The 21755-nt window shown below is 69.8% G+C and carries 16 protein-coding genes; 7 read left to right on the top strand and 9 right to left on the bottom strand.

The genetic code is table 11. The features are described from left to right. Positions 1-10: 10 nt before the first annotated feature. Entirely contained in the window at positions 11-991 is a 981-nt protein-coding gene (locus CBM2586_RS17480) for a DedA family protein/thiosulfate sulfurtransferase GlpE (RefSeq protein WP_115688908.1), read from the bottom strand. 359 nt (positions 992-1350) lie between these two features. Here CBM2586_RS17480 and kdgD point away from each other — a divergent pair, with 359 nt between their 5' ends. Together kdgD and CBM2586_RS17470 are read left to right on the top strand one after the other, a co-directional pair. Next, complete coding sequence (kdgD, locus tag CBM2586_RS17475) at positions 1351-2265, top strand: 5-dehydro-4-deoxyglucarate dehydratase (protein WP_115665763.1); 915 nt, start codon at positions 1351-1353, stop codon at positions 2263-2265. Positions 2266-2378: 113 nt separating this feature from the next. Next, entirely contained in the window at positions 2379-3905 is a 1527-nt protein-coding gene (locus tag CBM2586_RS17470) for an aldehyde dehydrogenase (NADP(+)) (protein ID WP_115688906.1), read from the top strand. A gap of 149 nt (positions 3906-4054) precedes the next feature. Here CBM2586_RS17470 and CBM2586_RS17465 read toward each other — a convergent pair whose 3' ends face one another. The 3 genes from CBM2586_RS17465 to gudD form a co-directional block, all read right to left on the bottom strand. Continuing rightward, positions 4055-5050: a Bug family tripartite tricarboxylate transporter substrate binding protein gene (locus CBM2586_RS17465; RefSeq protein WP_115688904.1), complete on the bottom strand. Its 996-nt coding sequence runs from the start codon at positions 5048-5050 to the stop codon at positions 4055-4057. 98 nt (positions 5051-5148) lie between these two features. Further along, positions 5149-6171 carry a Bug family tripartite tricarboxylate transporter substrate binding protein gene (locus CBM2586_RS17460; protein WP_115665766.1) on the bottom strand — a complete coding sequence of 341 codons (1023 nt, stop codon included), beginning with the start codon at positions 6169-6171 and terminating at the stop codon, positions 5149-5151. A 90-nt stretch (positions 6172-6261) separates the two neighbouring features. Further along, positions 6262-7617, bottom strand: coding sequence for a glucarate dehydratase (gene gudD, locus CBM2586_RS17455; protein ID WP_115688902.1), 1356 nt, complete (start codon positions 7615-7617; stop codon positions 6262-6264). Between the two features lie 169 nt (positions 7618-7786). Between gudD and CBM2586_RS17450 the strand changes: the two genes are divergently transcribed. Further along, positions 7787-8554 carry a FadR/GntR family transcriptional regulator gene (locus CBM2586_RS17450; protein ID WP_115665768.1) on the top strand — a complete coding sequence of 256 codons (768 nt, stop codon included), beginning with the start codon at positions 7787-7789 and terminating at the stop codon, positions 8552-8554. 75 nt (positions 8555-8629) lie between these two features. On the opposite strand, the gene CBM2586_RS17445 is transcribed toward CBM2586_RS17450, so the two are convergent. After that, positions 8630-9259, bottom strand: a complete 630-nt coding sequence (locus CBM2586_RS17445; RefSeq protein WP_026164172.1) for a response regulator transcription factor — start codon at positions 9257-9259, stop codon at positions 8630-8632. A 293-nt stretch (positions 9260-9552) separates the two neighbouring features. Here CBM2586_RS17445 and fusA point away from each other — a divergent pair, with 293 nt between their 5' ends. From fusA to CBM2586_RS17430, 3 genes are all read left to right on the top strand, one after another. After that, positions 9553-11661, top strand: a complete 2109-nt coding sequence (gene fusA / locus CBM2586_RS17440; RefSeq protein ID WP_115665769.1) for an elongation factor G — start codon at positions 9553-9555, stop codon at positions 11659-11661. A 395-nt stretch (positions 11662-12056) separates the two neighbouring features. Next, entirely contained in the window at positions 12057-12482 is a 426-nt protein-coding gene (locus CBM2586_RS17435) for a PRC-barrel domain-containing protein (RefSeq protein WP_115665770.1), read from the top strand. Between the two features lie 146 nt (positions 12483-12628). Then, positions 12629-17107, top strand: a complete 4479-nt coding sequence (locus tag CBM2586_RS17430; RefSeq protein ID WP_115688900.1) for a response regulator — start codon at positions 12629-12631, stop codon at positions 17105-17107. Between the two features lie 34 nt (positions 17108-17141). Here CBM2586_RS17430 and CBM2586_RS17425 read toward each other — a convergent pair whose 3' ends face one another. Genes CBM2586_RS17425 through CBM2586_RS17415 form a run of 3 tightly spaced genes read right to left on the bottom strand, consistent with a single transcriptional unit; the run spans position 17142 to position 19422 of the window. Beyond that, positions 17142-17492: a DUF3325 domain-containing protein gene (locus tag CBM2586_RS17425; RefSeq protein WP_115665772.1), complete on the bottom strand. Its 351-nt coding sequence runs from the start codon at positions 17490-17492 to the stop codon at positions 17142-17144. After that, a complete protein-coding gene (locus CBM2586_RS17420) occupies positions 17489-19126 on the bottom strand; it encodes a PepSY-associated TM helix domain-containing protein (RefSeq protein ID WP_115688898.1) in 1638 nt (545 codons plus the stop codon). The genes CBM2586_RS17425 and CBM2586_RS17420 overlap by 4 nt, the downstream gene beginning before the upstream one ends. Then, complete coding sequence (locus CBM2586_RS17415) at positions 19126-19422, bottom strand: DUF3649 domain-containing protein (RefSeq protein WP_231942653.1); 297 nt, start codon at positions 19420-19422, stop codon at positions 19126-19128. Before CBM2586_RS17415 ends, CBM2586_RS17420 begins: the two co-directional genes overlap by 1 nt. Positions 19423-19759: 337 nt before the next feature. On the opposite strand from CBM2586_RS17415, the gene CBM2586_RS17410 reads away from it, so the two are divergent. After that, complete coding sequence (locus CBM2586_RS17410; RefSeq protein WP_115665774.1) at positions 19760-20458, top strand: hydrolase; 699 nt, start codon at positions 19760-19762, stop codon at positions 20456-20458. A gap of 187 nt (positions 20459-20645) precedes the next feature. Here the strand turns inward: CBM2586_RS17410 and CBM2586_RS17405 are convergent, their stop codons facing one another. Then, positions 20646-21563: a LysR family transcriptional regulator gene (locus CBM2586_RS17405; protein ID WP_115665775.1), complete on the bottom strand. Its 918-nt coding sequence runs from the start codon at positions 21561-21563 to the stop codon at positions 20646-20648. Positions 21564-21755 lie beyond the last annotated feature (192 nt).

Here is a 21755-nt window from a genome sequence, read left to right as displayed (position 1 = left end):
AGCCCGCGGCTCAGCGCGCCGTCGCCTGGCCCGGTTCGGGATGGGAGACGGCAGGCGGCACGGTGGCGCCATGCCGCCGCTTCCATTCATCGAAGCCCCCGGCCAGCGCCCAGGTGCGGGGATAACCGGCCACGCGCAGGCGTTCGGCCAGCAGCGCCGCCGACATCTCGTTCGGACAGGCGCAATAGACCACGATGTCGGCCTCGGCGGGCGTCACGCCGAGCGCGTCGAGGCTGTCGAGCGCGCCCTGCATGTCGAGCACCATCGAGCCGGGAATGCGCTCCATCGGCACGTCGCCGTGGGCGCGCACGTCGATCACGACCGGCAACGCGCCGGCCAGCCGGCGCGATTCGAGCTCATCCACGCTCATGCGCGGCACGCGTTTGGTAATACGCAGCAGCCGCAGGCGGCGCCACGAGCGCCACGCCAGGAATACCAGGAAGGCGCCGACCACCGCCACCAGCGCCATATGGCCATACGTGCTGAAGCCTTCGAGAATGGCATCGATAAAGTCGCTGAACACCACGCCGATCAGCAGGCCGCTGCCGGCCCATACCATCGCACCGATCGCGTCGTAGAACAGGAACAGCGGCAATGGCGTGCCGGTCATGCCGGCCATCGCGGTCGACAGCGCGCCCGCACCCGGCAGCAGCTTGGCCACGACCAGCGAGCGCGGCCCCACGCGCAGGTACAGCGACTGGGTCTGGCGGATGCAGGAGTCGGGCGAGATCGATACCTTGCAGATCGTGCGCAGCATCGGCTGCCCCAGCCGGCGCCCGGCAAAGTACCAGCCGGTGTCGGCAATCAGGCAGGCGACGATGACCGCGGCCAGCACCGCGCCGATCGATGGCCCGGTGTCCTGCACGCCCAGCGCGCCGGCGACGAACAGCATCGGATAGGCCGGCACCGGCAGCCCGGCCTGCTCGACCAGTACGTTCAGGAACACCAGCATCAGCCCGTGGTTTTCCAGCAAGGCCTGTAACTCTCCCACCGCGCTCTCCCCTTTGGTCCAGGTCGCCAGTGTGCCAGCCGGCGGCGTACCGTGGCACGGAAGCTTTGCATGGTCGGTTCAAATTGACTGAGTGGATCATCCGGCACACGACTTACGTTGTCCTACAACATCGCCTGCCAGCAGACACCGGTGCCGGGCAAGGCAGTTGCAGTCGGAAGCTAAAGCGCGCACCGGCAAGGCACTTCGCGCGGGCTCCCTGTTAACCCGCGGTACGCCCCACAAGCTATTGCCTTCCCCGGCCTCTTGTCGTACGATGACTGATAACTCGACTGAACTGCCATGCCGCAGTTCAGCCGCTTCTGCCACCCCGGGCCATCGGCCCGCCCTGGATTGCCGCAATGCTCGCACCGAACGAACTCAAGCAAATCGTCTCCGAAGGCCTGCTGTCCTTCCCCATCACCGACTTCGACGCCCAGGGCGACTTCGCGCCGAAGTCCTACGCCGCGCGCCTGGAATGGCTGGCGCCCTACGGCGCCACCGCGCTGTTCGCGGCCGGCGGCACGGGCGAGTTCTTCTCGCTGACGCCGCAGGACTACTCGGCCGTGGTCGACACCGCGGTGCGCACCTGCGCCGGCAAGGTGCCGATCCTCGCCGGCGCCGGCGGCCCGACCCGCACCGCCATTGCCTATGCGCAGGAAGCCCAGCGCCTGGGCGCCGCCGGCGTGCTGCTGCTGCCGCACTACCTGACCGAGGCCAGCCAGGACGGCATTGCCGCCCACGTGGAAGAAGTCTGCAAGGCGGTCGATATCGGCGTGATCGTCTACAACCGCGCCAATTCGAAGCTCAACGCCGAACAGCTGTCCCGCCTGGCCGAGCGCTGCCCCAACCTGATCGGCTTCAAGGACGGCGTGGGCGACATCGAAGCGATGGTCAGCATCCGCCGCAAGCTGGGCGACCGCTTCTCCTACCTGGGTGGCCTGCCCACCGCCGAGGTCTATGCCGCGGCCTACAAGGCGCTGGGCGTGCCGGTGTATTCGTCGGCGGTGTTCAACTTCATCCCGAAGACGGCGATGGACTTCTACCGCGCCATCGCCGCGGACGACCACGACACCGTCGGCCGCCTGATCGACGACTTCTTCCTGCCCTACCTCGCCATCCGCAACCGCAAGGCCGGCTATGCGGTCAGCATCGTCAAGGCGGGCGCGCGCCTGGTGGGCCGCGACGGCGGCCCCGTGCGCGCGCCGCTGACCGACCTGACCGGCGAGGAAATGGAGATGCTGGGCGCACTGATCAACAAGCTCGGCCCGCAGTAACCCCGCACGCGGACGGCCAGCGCGCCGTCCTCGCCTTGCATTCCGACCAGCCGGCCGCGGGGCGCATGCCCTCCGGCCGGCTTCCCATTCCAACGCTGACAAGGATTCCTTCCATGCAAATCACCGGCGACATGCTGATCGGCGCGCAAGCCGTGCGCGGCACCGAAGCGACGCTGCAGGCGATCAATCCCGCCACCGGCGCGGCGATCGGCCCCGACTTCCACGGCGGCGGCGAGGCCGAGGTCGAGCGCGCCTGCGCGCTGGCCGAAGCGGCCTTCGACACTTACCGCAACACCACGCCCGAACAGCGCGCGGCCTTCCTCGAGGCCATCGCCACGGGCCTCGAAGCGCTCGGCGACACGCTGATCGAGCGCGCCCACCTGGAAAGCGCGCTGCCGATCGCACGCCTGCAGGGCGAGCGCGGCCGCACCGCCGGCCAGCTGCGCCTGTTCGCCACGGTGCTGCGCGAGGGCCGCTGGCAGCAAGCCACCTTCGACCCCGCGCTGCCCGAGCGCAATCCGCCGCGCCCGGACCTGCGCATGCAGCGCATCGCCATCGGCCCGGTTGCGGTGTTCGGCGCCAGCAACTTTCCGCTGGCCTTCTCCGTGGCGGGCGGCGACACGGCCGCGGCGCTGGCCGCGGGCTGCCCGGTGGTGGTCAAGGCGCACCCGGCGCACCTGGGCACCTCCGAGCTGGTCGGGCGCGTGATCCAGCAGGCGGTGCGCGACGCCGGCCTGCCCGAGGGCGTGTTCTCGCTGCTGGTCGGCGTCGGCAATGCCATCGGCACGGCGCTGGTGTCGCATCCGGCGATCCAGGCGGTGGGCTTCACCGGCTCGCGCGCCGGCGGCATGGCGCTGATGCGCGCCGCCAACGCGCGCCCGCAGCCGATCCCGGTGTACGCCGAGATGAGCAGCATCAACCCGGTGTTCCTGCTGCCCGCCGCGCTCGACGCGCGCGGCGAGGAGATCGGCCGCCAGCTGGTCGATTCGCTGGTGCTCGGGGTCGGCCAGTTCTGCACCAACCCCGGACTGGTGATCGGCATCGAAGGCCCCGCGCTCGACAAGTTCCGCGCGGCGGCGCTCGGCGCGCTGCAAGGCAAGCCGGCCGCCACCATGCTGACGCCCGGCATCCATGCCGCGTATCAGCAGGGCGTGGCCCAGCTGGCATCGCTCGACGGCTTGCAGCGCATCGGCAATGGCGTGGACGCCGGCGGCGCCAACCAGGCCCGGCCGGAGATGTTCGAAACCACCGCCGCGCAGTTCCTGGCGGACCATCGCATGCAGGCCGAGGTGTTCGGCCCGTCGACGGTACTGGTGGTGTGCCGCGATATGGACGAGATGCTGAACGTGGCGCGCCAGCTTGAAGGCCAGCTGACGGCGACGATGCAGCTCGACGACGCCGACCACGCCGCCGCGCAGCGCCTGCTGCCGGTGCTGGAGCGCAAGGCCGGGCGCGTGCTGTGCAACGGCTATCCCACCGGGGTCGAGGTCGCGTACGCGATGGTGCATGGCGGGCCGTTCCCGGCGACTTCGGACGTGCGTACGACTTCGGTCGGTGCCACGGCGATCGATCGCTTCCTGCGTCCGGTTTGCTACCAGAACCTGCCACAGGGATTGCTGCCGGCGGCGCTGCGGAAATAGCGAGAGACGATGCGATGCGGCCCCGCCTGGTGCGGGGCTTTTTGCTTTTTGGACGCGGCGAAAGTCTACGGACACAGCGAAATTCCGCAGTCTTTTCCAATCCCGATTGGGTACTCCCTCTCCCGCTTGCGGGAGAGGGGAGCAAACCATCAAGCCTCGAGCTTGATCCCCGCCTGCTTCACCACCCCCGCCCAGCGCGATTGCTCGGCGACGAAGAACTTGCCGGTTTCCCCCGGCGTCATTGTCACCACTTCGGCACCCTGCGCCACCAGCTGGGCGCGCAGGTCAGGCGCACGGATGATGCGGATCAGTTCGGCGCTGATGCGCGCCACCATCGCGTCGGGCATGCTGGCCGGGGCCATCACGCCCTGCCAGGTACCCGACTCGAAGTTCGGCACGCCCTGCTCGGCGATGGTCGGCACGTTCTGCAGCAGCGGCATGCGCGTGCGCTTGGATTGCGCGATCAGCTTGAGCTTGCCCGACTGCACATGCGGCAGCGTGGCGAGCATGCCGTTCATCAGCACCTGCGCGCTGCCGCCGACGGTGTCGGCAATGGCCTGCGAGCCACCCTTGTACGGCACGTATTGCCACTTGGCGCCGGTGGCCTGCTCCACCGCCACGCCGGCCAGGTGCGGCGCGCTGCCGATCGCGGTCACGGCGAAGTTGAGCTGGCTGCGCTGCGACAGCACCACCAGCTCCTTCACGCTGGACACCTGCACCGACGGATGCACCACCAGCAGGTGCGGCGAATACGCCAGCATCGACACCGGCTTGAGGTCCTTGGCGATATTGAAGGTCAGCTTGGTATAGACCGACGGACTGATGGCCAGCGCGCCGATATCGCACAGCAGCAGCGTATGGTTGTCGGTGGCCTGCGCGACCAGTGCCGCGCCGACGTTGCCGTTGGCGCCGGGGCGGTTATCCACCACCACCGACTGGCCCAGCGCCTCGCCCAGCTGCTTGCTGACCAGGCGCGCGATGATGTCGGACGAGCCGCCGGCGGTGTATGGCACCACCAGGCGGATCGGGCGATTGGGCCAGTTCGCGCCGTGCGCGGATGGCGACAGGCCGGCGAGCGGCCCGGCGGCAAGGCCGGCGGCCAGTGCGGAGGATTGCTTGAGGAAGTTGCGGCGTCCGTAGGTCATGCTGTGGTCTCCAGTCGAGGGCGCGCGCCGGCGCGGCACGATGCACGTGCGGGGCCGGCGCGATCGGTGCGTTGGTATTGGGTTTTATGCGGCGGTGATCAGTCCAGCGAGATCTTGCCCTTCTCGATCACGGTCTTCCAGCGCTGCAGCTCCTGCGCCTCGAACTGGTTGAACTGCTCGGGGGTATTGGCCACCACCTCGAAGCCGCTCTCGGACAGTTTCTGGCGCATCTTCGGATCGTTCAGCGACGACACCAGCGCGCCGTGCAGGCGGCTCTTGATCTCGGGCGGCAGACCGCGCGGCGCGGCCACGCCCTGCCACGAGTAGACCTCGACATCCTTGATCCCGGCCTCGGCCATGGTGGGGACATTGGGCAGCACCGGCGAGCGCTTGTCGGAAGTCACCGCCATCGCCTTGAGCTTGCCGGCACGGATGTGCTGCAGCACCGCGTTGACGTTCTGGAACGATACGTCCACCTGGCCGGCCAGCAGGTCGGAGATGGCCGGGCCGCCGCCCTTGTACGGCACGTGCAGGCCGTCGGTGGCGCTCTTCTGCCAGAACAGCGCCGCGGTCAGGTGGTCGGACGAGCCGGCGCCGGACGAGGCAAAGCTGACCTTGCCCGGGTTCTTCTTCATGTAGGCCACCAGTTCCGCCAGCGTATTGGCGGGGAACTGCGGGTTGGCCACCAGCACGTTGGGCGCGCGCACCGCCACCGTCAGCAGGTCGAAGTCCTTGGCCGGGTCATAGGCCAGGTTCTTCTGCAGGAACGGATTGACCGCATAGACGCCGATCGACGCCACCATCATGGTGTAGCCGTCGGCCGGCGCGCGCTTGACGTAGGTGGCGCCGATGGCGCCGGTCGCGCCCGGGCGGTTGTCGATCACGAACGGCTGGCCCAGCTTCTCGTTGAGCGGCACCGTCAGCATGCGCGCGATGGCGTCGCTGGAGCCGCCCGGCGGGAACGGCACCACCACCGATACCGGACGTTGCGGCCAGTCCTGCGCCGCGGCGCCGGCCGGGGCGCTCAAGCTCAGCGCCGCGACCGCGGCGACAGAGCCGAGCGCGCAGGCGCGCAGCCAGTGGTGCAGGCGCGGCGCGCCCTGGCGTTGGAAGGTGTACATGGTTGTCTCCTGCAGTGTTTTGATGAGAGAGGCCTGCCGCCCCGGGATGGATGACGGGCAATGGCCGTTGGCGTCGTCGCCGGTGCCGCGTCAGCGCACCATGCACGGCGCCTTGTTGTTGAACTTCCAGCCCGGGATCAGGAACTGCATCGCCGCGGCATCGTCGCGCGCACCCAGGCCCTTGCGCTGGTACAGCTCGTGCGCGCGCGCCAGCGCATCCGGGTCGAGCTCGACGCCCAGCCCCGGGGTCTTCGGCACCTGCACCAGCCCGCCTTCGATCTTCAGCGGGTTGCGGGTCAGGTGCTCGCCGTCCTGCCAGATCCAGTGCGTGTCGATCGCGGTGACGCGCCCCGGCGCGGCCGCCGCCACGTGCGTGAACATCGCCAGCGAGATATCGAAGTGGTTGTTCGAGTGCGAGCCCCAGGTCAGGCCCCACTCGGCACACATCTGGGCGACGCGCACCGAGCCTTGCATGGTCCAGAAGTGCGGGTCGGCCAGCGGGATGTCGACCGACTGCAGCCGCACCGCGTGCCCCATCTGGCGCCAGTCGGTGGCGATCATGTTGGTGGCGGTGGGCAGGCCGGTGGCGGTGCGGAATTCGGCCATGATCTCGCGGCCCGAGTATCCGTCCTCAGCGCCGCACGGATCTTCGGCATAGGCCAGCACACCGCCCTTGTCGCGGCACAGGCGCACCGCTTCCGCCAGCGACCAGGCGCCGTTGGGGTCCAGCGTGATGCGCGCCTTGGGAAAGCGCTCGGCCAGCGCCAGGATCGCTTCCATCTCTTCGTCGCCGCGCAGCACGCCGCCCTTGAGCTTGAAGTCGTTGAAGCCGTAGCGCTCATACGCCGCCTCGGCCAGGCGCACCACCGCCTCGGGCGTCATCGCCGCTTCATTGCGCAGGCGGAACCACGCGTTGTCCGCGTCCGGCTCGGTGCGGTAGTCCAGCGTGGTGCGCTGGCGCTCGCCGATATAGAACAGGTAGCCCAGCATCTCGACCGCGTCGCGCTGCTGGCCTTCGCCCAGCAGCGCGGCCACCGGCACCTCCAGGTGCTGGCCGAGCAGGTCGAGCAGCGCCGCCTCCAGCGCCGTGACGGCGTGGATGGTGATGCGCAGGTCGAAGGTCTGCAGGCCACGGCCGCCGGCATCGCGGCCGGCAAAGGCCGCGCGCACGCGGTTCAGCAGGGCCTGGTACTGGCCGATGGGCTGGCCCACCAACAGCGGGCGCGCGTCTTCCAGGGTCTGGCGGATGCCTTCGCCGCCCGGCACTTCACCCACGCCGGTATGGCCGGCGCTGTCGCGCAGGATCACGATATTGCGCGTGAAGTACGGGCCATGGGCGCCGGACAGGTTCATCAGCATGCTGTCATGCCCGGCGACGGGCACCACGGTCAGCTCGGTCACGACCGGGGTGTGGGCGGATGCCATGGGGTTGGCGGTAAGGGTCATCTCGGGACTGTCTCCGGCATGGCCGCGGGCGTACCATTCTCCACCCGGGCCTCTGTGTTGCGTATGTTATCTGTCATCGTATGACTGATAACCCAGTATAATGAGGCAATCTTGCACCGGTCAAGTCCGGGAAACCCCGCCCGTATCCCAGTATTCGTACGTAGCTGCCATGCCGAACGCCCAGCCTCTCGCACCGACCCCGAGTTCCCCCCCCACCCCGATGCGCCGCCGCGGTCGCACGCTTGCCGAGGAAGTCGTACAAGCCCTTGGCGAGCAGATCCGCCAGGGCCAGCTCGGTCCCGGCGACAAGCTGCCCACCGAATCCGAGATCATGGCCACCATGGGGGTCAGCCGCACCGTGGTGCGCGAAGCGCTGTCGCGGCTGCAGGCCAGTGGCCTGGTGGAAACGCGCCACGGCATCGGCACCTTCGTGCTGGAACGCGCGGCCGAGGCGCCGTCGCCGTTCCGGATCGGGCCGGACGCGCTCGGCACGGCCATGGATGTGATGGCGATGCTGGAATTCCGCGTCAGCGTCGAAGCCGAGGCGGCGGGCCTGGCGGCCGCGCGCCGCACCGAAGCGCAACTGGCGGCGATGCGCCAGGCGCTGGACGAGCTCAAGCACGGCGCGGGCGCGGGCAATGACGCGGTGGAAAGCGACTTCGCCTTCCACCTGGCGATCGCGCGCGCCACCGGCAACCGCTACTTCACCGACATCATGGGCCACCTGGGCACCATGGTGATCCCGCGCAGCCGGCTGCAGGTCAACACCCCCGAGCGCGTGCAGTACCTGGAGCGGGTCAGCATCGAGCACGAGAATATCTACGACGCGATCGAGCGCCGCGACCCCGACGCCGCCAAGGCCGCCATGCGCATGCACCTGACCAACAGCCGCGAGCGGCTGCGCAAGGCCTCCGGTTCGGCCAGCCCGCAAGGCTGAGGCGGGACGCGCGTGCGGCGGGCATGCGCCGGCAAGTCATACGATGTCTAACGAATAGTGACGTCGGCGCCTGCGCTAGGGCGTCAGCCGGCAGCGGCGCGCGAAGTCGACCAGTTCGACCAGCGACGACACCTGCAGCTTGTTCATGATGCGGGCCTTGTAACTGCTGACGGTCTTGTTGCTGATAAAGAGGCTCTCGCTGATGGCCTTGTACGACATGCCGCGCGCCAGCATCTGCAGCACCACCAGTTCCTTGTCGGACAGCCGCCGCAGCATCTCGTCGTCGGCCGACATCGACTGGCGCGGCGCGCCGCCGCGGCCAAGCACCGGAAACACGGTATAGCCGGCCAGCACCGCCTCGACCGCGCGCAGGATCTCCTTGATGTCCTGGGTCTTGCTGACGAAGCCCTGCGCCCCCGCCTGCCACGAGCGGCTGACGAACACCGCCGGGTCCAGCGCCGTCACCACCAGGATGCGCACCTGCGGATGGATCGCGCGCAGGCGCGGCGCCACGTCGAGCCCGCTCGAGCGCGGGATGTCGAGGTCCAGCAGCACCAGGTCCGGCATGCGCGCGCGCACCATTTCGATGGCGCATTGTCCGTTGTCCGCCTCGATCACCTCGTCCACGCCAAGCAGTTGCGACAGATGGTGCCGGAGCACCAGCCGCATCGCCGGATGGTCGTCAACGATCAGGATGGTTGTCATGCGCGGGGTCCAGGTTCTAGGCAGGCATCGGCTGAGCCAACATCCCGATGCTGGAACGGGCTGGCAGGAACGGCGCACGCCGGTGCGCGATGCCACGCCAGTATAGGGAGCCGCAGGCGCGCACAGGATGGGAGGAATCCGCTTCGCTTGCAGCGAAAATCCTAGGCCGGCCTCAGACGCGCGGGACCGTGCTCCGGCTGGCCCGGAAGCCGTGTCCCTGCCCGCGGCAGGGGCAACGGGGAGCGGCCAGTGGTGCTACTCTATTCGGGCGTGTTTCATCCATGGAGAACACTGTGCCCCGCAAGACCCCCATCGAGCGCTACCGCAATATCGGCATCAGCGCGCATATCGACGCCGGCAAGACCACGACGACCGAGCGCATCCTGTTCTACACGGGCGTCAACCACAAGCTGGGCGAAGTGCACGATGGCGCGGCCACCATGGACTGGATGGAGCAGGAGCAGGAGCGCGGCATCACCATCACCTCGGCCGCCACCACCGCCTTCTGGAAAGGCATGGCCGGCAACTATCCCGAGCACCGCATCAACATCATCGATACACCGGGGCACGTCGACTTCACCATTGAGGTCGAGCGCTCCATGCGCGTGCTGGACGGCGCCTGCATGGTCTACGACGCCGTCGGCGGCGTGCAGCCGCAATCCGAGACGGTCTGGCGCCAGGCCAACAAGTACGCGGTGCCGCGCATCGCGTTCGTCAACAAGATGGACCGCGTCGGCGCCGACTTCTTCCGCGTGCAGGCGCAGATCGCCGAGCGCCTGCGCGGCCGCGCCGTGCCGATCCAGATTCCGCTTGGCGCCGAGGACCACTTCCAGGGCGTGGTCGACCTGGTCAAGATGAAGGCCATCGTCTGGGACGAGGCCAGCCAGGGCGTGCGCTTCGAGTACCAGGACATCCCCGCCGAACTGCTCGCCACCGCGCAGGAATGGCGCGACAAGATGGTCGAGGCCGCCGCCGAGGCCGACGAGGCGCTGCTGAACCAGTACCTGTCGGGCGAGCCGCTGAGCGAGGAGCAGATCAAGCAGGGCCTGCGCAAGCGCACCATTGCCAACGAGATCGTGCCGATGCTGTGCGGCAGCGCCTTCAAGAACAAGGGCGTGCAAAGCATGCTCGACGCGGTGATCGACTACCTGCCGTCGCCCGCCGACGTGCCTGCCATCCTCGGCCACACCGAGGACGACCGCGAAGCCGAGCGCCACCCCAGCGACGACGAGCCGTTCGCCGCGCTGGCGTTCAAGATCATGACCGACCCCTTTGTCGGCCAGCTGATCTTCTTCCGCGTGTATTCCGGCGTGGTCAACTCCGGCGACAGCGTCTACAACCCGCTCAAGGGCAAGCGCGAGCGCCTGGGCCGCATCCTGCAGATGCACGCCAATGTGCGCCAGGAGATCAAGGAAGTGCGCGCCGGTGACATCGCCGCCGCGGTGGGCCTGAAGGAGGCCACCACCGGCGACACCCTGTGCGACCCCGACAAGGTCATCATCCTGGAACGCATGAGCTTCCCCGAGCCGGTGATCTCGCAGGCGGTGGAGCCGAAGACCAAGGCCGACCAGGAGAAGATGGGCATCGCGCTGAACCGGCTGGCGCAGGAGGATCCGTCGTTCCGCGTGACCACGGACGAGGAGTCCGGCCAGACCATCATCTCCGGCATGGGCGAGCTGCACCTCGAAATCCTGGTCGACCGCATGCGGCGCGAATTCGGCGTCGAGGCCTCGGTCGGCAAGCCGCAGGTGGCGTACCGCGAGACCATCCGCCACACGGCGCGCGACGTCGAAGGCAAGTTCATCAAGCAGTCGGGCGGGCGCGGCCAGTACGGCCACGTGGTGCTAAACCTGGAGCCGATGCCGCATGGCGGCGGCTACGAGTTCGTCGACGCGATCAAGGGCGGGGTGGTGCCGCGCGAGTTCATCCCCGCGGTCGACAAGGGCATCCGCGAGACCATGCAGTCGGGCGTGCTGGCCGGCTATCCGGTGGTCGACATCAAGGCCACGCTGGTGTTCGGCTCCTACCACGACGTGGATTCGAATGAAAACGCGTTCCGCATGGCCGGCTCGATGGCGTTCAAGGAAGGCATGCGCCGCGCCCGGCCAACGCTGCTCGAGCCGATGATGGCGGTCGAGGTGGAAACGCCCGAGGAATTCACCGGCAACGTGATGGGCGACCTGTCCTCCCGGCGCGGCATGGTGCACGGGATGGAAGACATCGCCGGCGGCGGTGGCAAGATCGTGCGCGCCGAAGTGCCGCTGGCGACCATGTTCGGCTACTCCACCACGCTGCGCTCGCTGACGCAGGGACGCGCGACCTTCACCATGGAGTTCAAGCACTACGCCGAGGCGCCGGCCAATGTGGCGGAAGCGGTGATCTCGGCGAAACGGGTGGGCTGACGAAGCGGCCGGGCCGGGGTGCCGCGCGGGACTTCGTCGAGGCCCCGGCCCTCACCCCGGCCCTCCCGCCAGCGGGAGAGGGAGTACCCCGGCGGCATCTCGAAGACCAGCGCGCTGCACTCGGCTGCCACTGCCACTTGCCGGCAGCGGGGCCCGGCCACCCGCTGTCCCGGCGCACCAGCCGGTGCCTGGCGGCCGACGTAGTGCGCGCCCCGCGACGGCGCGGCAGCCGTGCGGACGCGTTGTTTTTTCAAGCCTCGCGAAAGAATTACCTCCGCCGGGGTCCCCCGCGCACGGCGCCGCGCGGCGATCCACGTGGAAATCACGCAAAAGCGGCGCAGGCATGGTCATTGCGCACGCCATGCATTCCACCGTCTCGCGACAAGGAGCACAGCATGCAAACCCAAACTCCCAGCAGTCAAGGCGCAGCCATCGTCGGTTCCGGCGTGGGCGAAGGCCCGGGCCCGGAAGTGATGGCGGCTTCCAGCCTGGATGGCACCAAGGCCTATTCGTCCGACGGCGAGCATGTCGGCAAGATCTCCGAGATCATGCTGGACGTGCCGAACGGCCGCATCGCCTATGCGGTGCTGACCACCGGCGGCTTCCTCGGCATGGGCGACACGCTGCACGCCATCCCATGGAACGCACTGGTCATGGATACCGACGAAAAGTGCTTCCGGATCGCCGTGACGGCGGACCGGATCAAGTCCGCCCCGGGCTTCAACAAGGACAGCTGGCCGAGCATGGCCGACCCGCAGTGGGGCAAGTCGCTGCACGAATACTACGGGCGCGACCCGTACTGGGTCTCTCCGCCGCTGTAAGCCGATTGCGGCACGCTGCGGACCAGGGCCGCGAGTGCGCCACGACAGGCGCCTCGCGGCCCGCTTGCATTGCGCGGCAAGGCTAGGCACAGTCTGCCAAGACGCGCGGGCCGGACGCCGGGGCCGGCGCGCCCCGAGAGACGACCATGAGCACACCCGCCGCCAGCATGACGCCCCTGCCATCTCCGCCGGCCCCGGCCGAATCCGCAACTGCCGGCGCCAGCGAAGCGCCCGTCCCGCTCGCCGACAAGCCCGGCTTTCTCGCCGGCGGCGGCGAGATGGGCGCGCTGATGCGCGGCTTCGACTGGGGCGCCACCCCGCTTGGGCAGCCGCAAGGCTGGCCGCACAGCCTCAAGACCGCGATCCGCATCATGCTGACCTCGCGCCAGCCGATCTGGATCGGCTGGGGCGAGGCCCTGCACTTCTTCTACAACGACGCCTACAAGGCGATCATCGGCGGCAAGCATCCTGCCGCGCTGGGGCAGCCCACCTCGGCAGTCTGGCGCGAGATCTGGCCCGAGATCGCCCCGCTGCTCGCCACCGCGATGACCGGCAGCGAAGGCACCTTCGTCGAGCAGAAGCTGCTGATCATGGAGCGCAACGGCTACCCGGAGGAGACCTACTACACCTTCTCCTACAGCCCGGTGCCGGACGACCACGGCGGCACCGGCGGCATCATCTGCGCCAACAGCGACGACACCGAGCGCGTGCTGGCCGAGCGCCAGCTGAACGTGCTGCGCGACGTGGCGGCAACGGCCAGCGACGCGCGCGCGTGGCGCGACGCCTGCGCGCGCGCCATGGCGGCGCTGTCGGCGGACCCGCGCGACATCGTGTTCGCGCTGCTGTACGTCGCCGAGCCCGGCGCGCGCATGCTGCAGCGCGCCGGCGCCATCGGCATCGCTGACGGCCACCCGGGCGCGCCCGCGCAGATCGCGCTGGAGGCGCACTGGCCGTGGCCCGTGGCCGAAGTCGTGGCGCAGCAGCAGCCGGTGCTGCTCGACGGCCTGGCCGGGCGCTTCGCCGTGCCGCTGCCGGGCGGCGCCTGGGGCGTGCCGCCGTCGCGCGCGGCGGTGATCGAGGTGGCGCCATCGGGCAGCGCCTCGCATCGCGGCGTGCTGGTGGTGGGGCTGAACCCGTTCCGCCTGTTCGACGAGCGCTACCGCGCCTTCCTGACGCTGGCGGCGGGGCAGATCGGCGCCGCCATGCACTCGGCGCTGGCCTATGAGGCAGAACGCAAGCGCGCCGAGGCGCTGGCCGAGATCGACCGCGCCAAGACCGCGTTCTTCTCCAACATCAGCCATGAATTCCGCACGCCGCTGACGCTGATGCTGGGCCCGCTCGAAGAACTGGTGCGCCGCGCCGGTCCCGGCGAGGACCGCGCCATGCTGGAGATGACGCATCGCAACGGGCTGCGCCTGCTCAAGCTGGTCAATGCGCTGCTGGATTTCTCGCGGATCGAGTCCGGCCGCGTGACCATGCGCCGCCAGCCCACCGACGTGGCCGCGCTGACCGCGGACCTCGCCTCGCTGTTCCGTGCCAGCATCGAAGCGGCCGGCATCACGCTGCAGGTCGACTGCCCGCCGCTGTGCCCGCCCCTGGCGCGCGCCGTGGCAGTGGACCGCGACATGTGGGAGACCATCGTGCTGAACCTGGTCTCCAACGCCTTCAAGTTCACCTTCGCCGGCACCATCACCGTAGCCGTCGCGCCGCACGGCGACGACGCCGTGGCGCTGACCGTGCGCGACACCGGCATCGGCATTCCGACGGCGGAACTGCCGCGCATCTTCGAGCGCTTCCATCGCGTCGAAGGCGCCCAGGGCCGCACCATCGAAGGCAGCGGCATCGGCCTGGCGCTGGTGCAGGAACTGGTGCGGCTGCACGGCGGCACGATCGAGGTCCAGAGCGTGCCGGGCGAGGGCACCTGCTTCACCGTGAGCCTGCCGGCGCGTGTGGCCGCGGCCATGGACGCGGCCATGGATCCGGTCACTGACGCGGCAACGCAGGCTGACGCCGCGCCGCCGGCCAGCAGCGTGCAGGCACGCGCCTATGTCGAGACCGCGCTGCGCTGGCCGCGGGCGGAGATGCCGCCGCCGGCAACGCCGCTGGCAACGGAAGAGCCGCCCTTGGCGTTTGCGCAAGCCACAGCGCAGGCCTCGGCCGAAGCCGGTGATGCCGGGCATGCCGGCGCCCTGGTGCTGGTGGTGGACGACAACGACGACCTGCGCGACTACATGCGCCGCCTGCTGGGTGCCGCCGGCCATCGCGTCGCCGTGGCCGCCGACGGCGAGGCGGCGCTGGCGCTGGCGCGCGCGCACGCACCGGCACTGGTGGTGTCGGACGTGATGATGCCGCGCCTGGACGGCTTTGGCCTGGTGCGCGCGCTGCGCGCCGATGCCGCGCTGAGCGACACGCCGGTGCTGCTGCTGTCCGCCCGCGCCGGCGAGGAGGCGCGCGTGAGCGGCCTGGGCAGCGGCGCCGACGATTACCTGGTCAAGCCTTTTTCCGCGCGCGAGCTGCTGGCGCGCGTGGCCAGCAACCTGCGCCTGTCGGCGCTGCGCCGCGCCACCGAGCGCCGCCTGCAGGAACTCAACGCGTCGCTGGAGCGTCGGGTCACGCAGGCCGTGGCCGACCATGACCGGCTGTGGGAGCTGAGCGAAGACCTGCTGATCGTGGCGCGCTTCGATGGCTGCCTGCAGCGGGTCAGCCCGGCGTGGGCGCGCACGCTGGGCCACGCGCCGCAACAGGTGCTGGGACGCGCGTATTTGTCGTTCATCTACCCCGACGACGTCGCCGGCGCGGGTGCGCAGCTGGACGCGCTGCGCCACGATGGCGTGCCGGTGCGCTTCGAATGCCGGCAGCAGCGCGCCGACGGCGCGCTGCGCTGGCTGGCCTGGACGCTCTCGGTCGACCCGGCCAACGGCCATATCCACGGCGTCGGCCGCGACGTCACCGGCGATCGCGAAGCGCAGGCCGCGCTGCGCCATGCCGACGAGGCGCTGCGCACGGCGCAGAAGATGGAGGCGATCGGCAACCTGACCGGCGGCGTCGCGCATGACTTCAACAACCTGCTGCAGGTGATCGGCGGCAACCTGCAGTTGCTGACGCGCGACCTCGCCAGCGATGACCGCGCCGGGCCGCGCCTGCGCAGCGCGCTGGCCGGCGTCGCGCGCGGCGCCAAGCTGGCGTCGCAGCTGCTGGCGTTCGGGCGGCGCCAGCCCCTGGCGCCCCGGGTGGTCAACCTGGGCCGGCTGGTGCGCACGCTGGACGACATGCTGCGCCGGGCGCTGGGCGACGGCATCGAGGTCGAAACGGTGGTCTCGCCCGACCTGTGGAATACGCTGGTCGATCCCTTCCAGGTCGAGAATGCCCTGCTGAACCTGGCCATCAACGCGCGCGACGCCATGCACGGCCACGGGCGCCTGACCCTCGCGGCGCGCAATGCGCGCCCGGGCGAAGCCACCGGCGAAGCGGCGCCGGCCGCGCCGATGCAGTATGTGCTGCTGTCGGTCACCGACACCGGCGTGGGCATGCCGCCCGAGGTGCAGGAACGCGCGTTCGAGCCCTTCTTCACCACCAAGCCCGAGGGCCAGGGCACCGGCCTGGGCCTGAGCATGGTGTATGGCTTTATCCGCCAGTCCGACGGACACGTGAAGATCGCCAGCGAGCCCGGCCGCGGCACCACGGTCACGCTGTTCCTGCCGCGGGTGCTTCAGGACGAAGACCCCGATATCGAACTGGACGCGGGACCCGTGCGCGGCGGCAGCGAGACCGTGCTGGTGGTGGAAGACGACGACGACGTGCGCGCCACGGTGGTCGAGATGCTCGCCAGCCTGGGCTATCAGGTGCTGCGCGCGCGCGACGCGCACAGCGCGCTGGCCATCGCCGAACGCGGCGTGCCCGTGGACCTGTTGTTCAGCGACGTGGTGATGCCCGGCCCGCTGCGCAGCACCGAGCTGGCGCGCAAGCTGCGCGAACGGCTGCCGGACGTGGGCGTGCTGTTTACCTCCGGCTACGCCGACAGCGTCATCGTGCATGACGGGCGTCTCGATGCCGGCATCGAACTGCTCAGCAAGCCCTATACCCACGAGGCACTGGCGCGCAAGGTGCGCCACGTGCTGGCCAACCGCGGCCAGCGCGCCGCGATGGCCGCGATGGGCGCGGCTGTCGCGGGTGCCGCGACAGCGCGGCAGGTCTCGCCCGCGCCGCTGCGCGTGCTGTGCGTCGACGACGACGCACTGGTGCGCGCCGGCACCGCGGAAGTGCTGCGCGCCTATGGCATGCACGCGCTGGAGGCGGACAGCGAATCCGCGGCGCTGGCCATGCTGGCCGGCAACACGGTCGACGTGCTGGTGACCGACGTGGCGCTGGCCGGGGATTCCGGCGTGGACCTGGCGCTGGCTGCGAGCGCGCGCCAGCCGGGGCTGGGGGTGGTGTTCGCCACCGGCTACGTACTGGAGCTGACGCCGGCGCAACGCGCCGCGCTGGGCGCGGTCGCGGTGCTGCGCAAGCCGTATCCGCCGCAGATGCTGCTCGATGTCCTGCGCGATGTCGTGAGCGATGGTGTCGGCGCTGCCGGGGAACCTGCGCCGGCCCATGCGTCCGGCCGGCCGCAACCGGCAAGCTGAGCGCACCGCGGCGCGATCGCTCAGCCTCGGCCGCTCAACCGGCAAACAGCCAGCCGGCGCCCGCGCCGGCCAGCCCGACGAGCGCCACGCCGGGCAGCAGGCGCTGCACCGCGCGCGGCGCGTAGGACAGGCCCAGCGCCACGGCGATGGCACTGGCCGTCAGCGTGCCCAGCCACGACACCGTGCCCATCGGGCCGCCCTGCGCGGCGCTATGCAGGCCCCACGCCAGCGCCAGCGCCACGGCACCGGCCAGGCGCAAGCGCGCCGCCGCACCGCGCGACGGCATGCTGCCGCGGCCATGGATATCGGCATGGTGGCGCTCCAGTGACAATGCCAGCGCGGCAAACCCGGCCAGCGACAGCGCGAATGCAGCCAGCGCGTTCATGCGGCCTCCCGCGTGGCGGTGACGCTGCGCGGGCGCGCTGCCGCGCGCGCGGCCACGGCTTGGCGGCGGCCCGTGAGCCATGCCGCCGCACCCAGGCCCACGCCCAGCGCCAGCGACACCAGGTCGAAGCCGGCCACGGCAGCCGGACCGCGCCCCTGCAGCAAGGTCACGCCCAGGTGCGAGCCGGTGGTCAGCGCATTGAGCAGCGGGATGGTGCCGAACATCGCCGCGCCCGCCCACAGCTGCGCGCACCACATGCCGCGCGTGGGCCGGCACAGCGCCAGCAGCGCGCACGCGGCCCAGGCGATGAAGAACCAGCGGATCTCGGCCTCGGGCCGCTGCGCCATGGCCACCGGCAACAGGCGGTTGGCCCAGAAGTAGCTGGCAAAGGCCACCGGCAGGCCGGCGATGGCGCCGATATTGAGCGCCTCGACCAGGCGCAGCCCGAACCCCGGCCGTCCCCGCGCCGCGATCGCCTTGGCCTGTTGCTGGCGCGTGCGCACCGCCCACAGGATGGCGCCGGTGGCCACCATGGCGGTGCCGGCCAGCCCGCACAGGAAGAACAGCGCGCGCAGGCCGGCGGGCGCGAAGCTGGCGATATGCAGGCCGGTCATGACGCTGCGCGTCAGTTCCGCGGCGGACTTGTCCCCGGCATACGCGCCCAGCAGGGCGCCGCTGGCACCGGCGAATTCGAGCGCGTGCGGATCGTGCGCCAGCGTAGCGGGCTCGGCGCGCGCGAGCGTCACGCTGGCGTTGGCATCGCCCGGCAGGTTCACCACGATGCGGCGCACCTGCCCGCCCTGCCACGCGCGCTCGGCCTGCGCCATCATCTCGGGCACGCTCGCCAGCGGCGCGGCCGTGCCCGCCGCCTTGGGCGGCAGCGGGCGCAGCCTGGTCTGCGCCTGGAACGCGCGCTGGTCGCCGCCGTATGCCGCCTCGACGCCCCACGGCATGTACATGAACAGCAGCGTCACCAGCCCGGTATAGGTGATCATCAGGTGGAACGGCAGCGGCAGCACCGCCAGCGCGTTGTGCGCATCGAGCCAGGAACGCTGGCCCTTGCCGCGCCGGAAGGTGAAGAAGTCGGCGAAGATGCGGCGATGGGTGATCACGCCACTGACGATCGCCACCAGCATGAACATGGCGCAGAAGCCCGCGATCCAGCGCGCCCACCTGGCCGGCATGTAATGCAGGTCGAAGTGCAGCCGGTAGAGGAACTCGCCGCCGCGGGTCTCGCGCGCGGCCTGCAGCGGCGCGCCGGTGGCCGGATCGAGCAGGCGCGTGTCGAAACGGCGCGGCTTGCCGTCGGCATCGAGCGGCGCCTGCCCCGGCTTGTAGGTCCACAGCACGTTGACCGCGTCGCGCCGCCCATCCGGCAGCGTGACGAACCAGCGCGCGGCATCGGGCGCCTCGCGCCCGAGATAGCGCAAGGCTTGCTGTGCCATCTGCGCGGCCGGTACCTGCGCGGCATCGGCGGGCGCGGTGCGATGCAGCTCCGGCCGCATCCACAGTGAAATCTCTTCCTTGTAGTAGCTGGCGGTGCCGCCGCAGAACATCAGCAACAACACCCAGCACACCAGCAGGCCGCTCCAGGTGTGGAGCCATGCCATCGACTGCCTGAATCCCGCGCGCATCACGCCCCCCGCCCGAGCACCAGCATGGCCGACAGCAGCGCGGCCGGGAGCGCCAGGCCCGCCCACGCGCGCCACGCGCTACGCACCGCAAACACCCAGACCGCCGCGCCGGCATAGAAGGCGAAGGACAGCAGCGTCGCCGTGGTCACGGCATCGTGCCGCGCCATCGGCAGATAGAGCGCCAGCACCGCGGTGGCCAGCGCGGCCAGCGCGTAGCCGCCGGCAATGGCGGCGACCGCGCGCGCGCCCACGCCAGCGCGATAGCGCCACCCGCCCGCTTGCAGCGCCTTGCTCACGCCGGCACCCGCAGCGCCGCGTGCGCGGCGCCATCGTGCAGCCGGACGGCGTGGCCGGAGAAACAAGGATGGCGGGCGAGGACGGAAGCGGCAGGCATGGCGCGAGGCGGAAAGGGAGCGATCACAAATGATAACAATTCGCATTTCCAACCTCAAGGCAATCCCTGCCGCCCGCGGCGCGCGCCGGGCTCAATTTATCAATATTTTTGAATAACATTGACAAAGCGTGTCGAGAGAAAGCCTCAGAGCGTTCGCTATAGTTCTGGACATGGCGGCGCGACAAACCCAAAGCGCCGCTACCGACAATCAACAAATTTGAATCGTTTAGGAGAACATCATGTCGAACGCCAAGCTCGAAGTCCTGACCCCGCGCAACAGCCAGCTGATCATCATCGACCACCAGCCGCAGATGGCCTTCGGGGTCCAGTCGATGGACCGCCAGACCATGAAGAACAACGTAATCGGGCTCGCCAAGGCGGCCCGGGTGTTCGACGTGCCGACCACCATCACCACCGTCGAGAGCGATTCGTTCTCGGGCTATACCTACCCCGAGCTGCTGGACGTGTTTCCCGGCAAGCAGACCCTCGAGCGCACCTCGATGAACTCGTGGGACGACCAGAAGGTGCGCGATGCCCTGCAGGCCGCCGGCCGCAAGAAAGTGGTGGTGGCCGGGCTGTGGACCGAAGTCTGCAACACCACCTTCGCACTGAGCGCGATGCTGGAGGGTGACTACGAGATCTACATGGTCGCCGACGCCTCGGGCGGCACCAGCAAGGAAGCGCACGACTACGCCATGCAGCGCATGATCCAGGCCGGCGTGGTGCCGGTGACGTGGCAACAGGTGCTGCTGGAATGGCAGCGCGACTGGAACAGCCGCGACACCTACGACGCCGTCACCGCCATTGCCAAGGAACACTCGGGCGCCTACGGCATGGGCATCGACTACGCCTACACCATGGTGCACAAGGCGGCGCAACGCACCGCCACGCCGCACGCATCGATCGCCCCGGTCCACGCTCCGGTGATCGAGCGCTGATCCACGCCGCCAGCATCCGACAGGAGACCACACCATGAACCCAGGCCGAAGCTTCGCCCATGGCGCGCTGCTGCTCGGATGCTGGCTGGCGATCGGCACCTCGAGCCTGGCCGCCGCGGCCATGGTCGCGCAGACGCTCGCTTGAGCGCACGGGCAGCGCCGGCACGACGCCGCCACGGCGGTGCGGCTAGCGCTGGCGCGCGAACATCGACATATGCCGGCCGATATGGTCGAGCAGTTCCAGCGCCGCCGCCGGCAGGGGGCGGCCCGTTTTCACCAGCAGCCGGGCCTGCGTGCCCAGAAACAAGGGATGCTCGAGCGGCACCACCGCCAGCGTGCCCGCCGCGATCTCGCGGTACGCGGCGAATTCCCCGATCAGAGTCATGTACCGGTCGTAGGCAACGAACTGCTTCAGCGCGGTCAGCGAGTTGCTGACCAGCGTCGCGCGGATCGAGACATTCTCGGCGAACTCGACCATGCGCAAGGCATGGCCGACGCCAAACGAGGCCGGCATCATGGCCAGCGGATAGGCCTGCAGGTCGGCGACGCTGGCCGCGCCGCCGCGCAGCGCCAGCGGGTGGTCGGGTCTGACCAGCAGCACCACCGGCTGCGCCGCGCTCGCGCGGTACTCGATGCGCGGGTGCGGCGGCGGGTTGTAGGCCAGGCCGATATGCGCGCGGCTTTCCGCCACTTCCTCCAGCACGCCATCGACCGCGAGGATGTCCATGCGGATATCCAGGCGCGGATAGCGCGCACAGAACCGCGCCAGCACTTCGTTGACGAGCAGGTCGACGTAGCCCTCGCTCAGGACCAGCCTGACCTCGCCTTGCTGCAGCCCCTGCAGCGCGTGCAGCTGGTCTTCCAGCTTCTCCTGGTGCGAGCGGTAGCCGCGCCAGAATTCCACCAGGTGCGCCGCCGCGGCGGTGGGCCGGAGCCCGCGGGGCTCGCGCTCGAACAGCAGCGCGCCAAGTTCTTCCTCCAGCAGCCGGATCTGCCGGGTGATCACCGAGGGTGAGGTGTTCAGGCTCTCCGCCGCGCCACGGATGGTGCCGTGCGCCAGCACTTCACGGAAGTACCGCAGCCGCTGCTGATTGATTTCTCGCATGTCGAACGCCTGTTCCGCCGTTTTTGCCGCAGCGCTAACGATACCTGAAGGGACCTTGCCTTGCCTGCCACGGACAGCGCGGGGCCACCTGCACCGGTGCGTTGCCCGGAACAGAACGAAGTGTGGCCCGAGTTGCTGTTTGCCAACCGGGCGGCGGCTGCCACGATTCCGTTCACGAGGGCCCGACCAAGC

The organism is Cupriavidus taiwanensis (assembly GCF_900250115.1).
GTDB lineage: Bacteria > Pseudomonadota > Gammaproteobacteria > Burkholderiales > Burkholderiaceae > Cupriavidus > Cupriavidus taiwanensis_B.
This window is presented reverse-complemented; position numbering and strand designations above follow the sequence as displayed.

What these genes read in the sequence shown, in the direction of transcription:
- CBM2586_RS17450 (WP_115665768.1), top strand. Translation starts at nt 7,787, where the DNA reads ATGCCGAACGCCCAGCCTCTCGCACCGACCCCGAGTTCCCCCCCCACC.
- CBM2586_RS17405 (WP_115665775.1), bottom strand. Translation starts at nt 21,563, where the DNA reads ATGCGAGAAATCAATCAGCAGCGGCTGCGGTACTTCCGTGAAGTGCTG.
- CBM2586_RS17445 (WP_026164172.1), bottom strand. Translation starts at nt 9,259, where the DNA reads ATGACAACCATCCTGATCGTTGACGACCATCCGGCGATGCGGCTGGTG.
- CBM2586_RS17435 (WP_115665770.1), top strand. Translation starts at nt 12,057, where the DNA reads ATGCAAACCCAAACTCCCAGCAGTCAAGGCGCAGCCATCGTCGGTTCC.
- CBM2586_RS17430 (WP_115688900.1), top strand. Translation starts at nt 12,629, where the DNA reads ATGAGCACACCCGCCGCCAGCATGACGCCCCTGCCATCTCCGCCGGCC.
- CBM2586_RS17410 (WP_115665774.1), top strand. Translation starts at nt 19,760, where the DNA reads ATGTCGAACGCCAAGCTCGAAGTCCTGACCCCGCGCAACAGCCAGCTG.
- CBM2586_RS17420 (WP_115688898.1), bottom strand. Translation starts at nt 19,126, where the DNA reads ATGCGCGCGGGATTCAGGCAGTCGATGGCATGGCTCCACACCTGGAGC.
- CBM2586_RS17425 (WP_115665772.1), bottom strand. Translation starts at nt 17,492, where the DNA reads ATGAACGCGCTGGCTGCATTCGCGCTGTCGCTGGCCGGGTTTGCCGCG.
- kdgD (WP_115665763.1), top strand. Translation starts at nt 1,351, where the DNA reads ATGCTCGCACCGAACGAACTCAAGCAAATCGTCTCCGAAGGCCTGCTG.
- CBM2586_RS17470 (WP_115688906.1), top strand. Translation starts at nt 2,379, where the DNA reads ATGCAAATCACCGGCGACATGCTGATCGGCGCGCAAGCCGTGCGCGGC.
- gudD (WP_115688902.1), bottom strand. Translation starts at nt 7,617, where the DNA reads ATGACCCTTACCGCCAACCCCATGGCATCCGCCCACACCCCGGTCGTG.
- CBM2586_RS17460 (WP_115665766.1), bottom strand. Translation starts at nt 6,171, where the DNA reads ATGTACACCTTCCAACGCCAGGGCGCGCCGCGCCTGCACCACTGGCTG.
- CBM2586_RS17465 (WP_115688904.1), bottom strand. Translation starts at nt 5,050, where the DNA reads ATGACCTACGGACGCCGCAACTTCCTCAAGCAATCCTCCGCACTGGCC.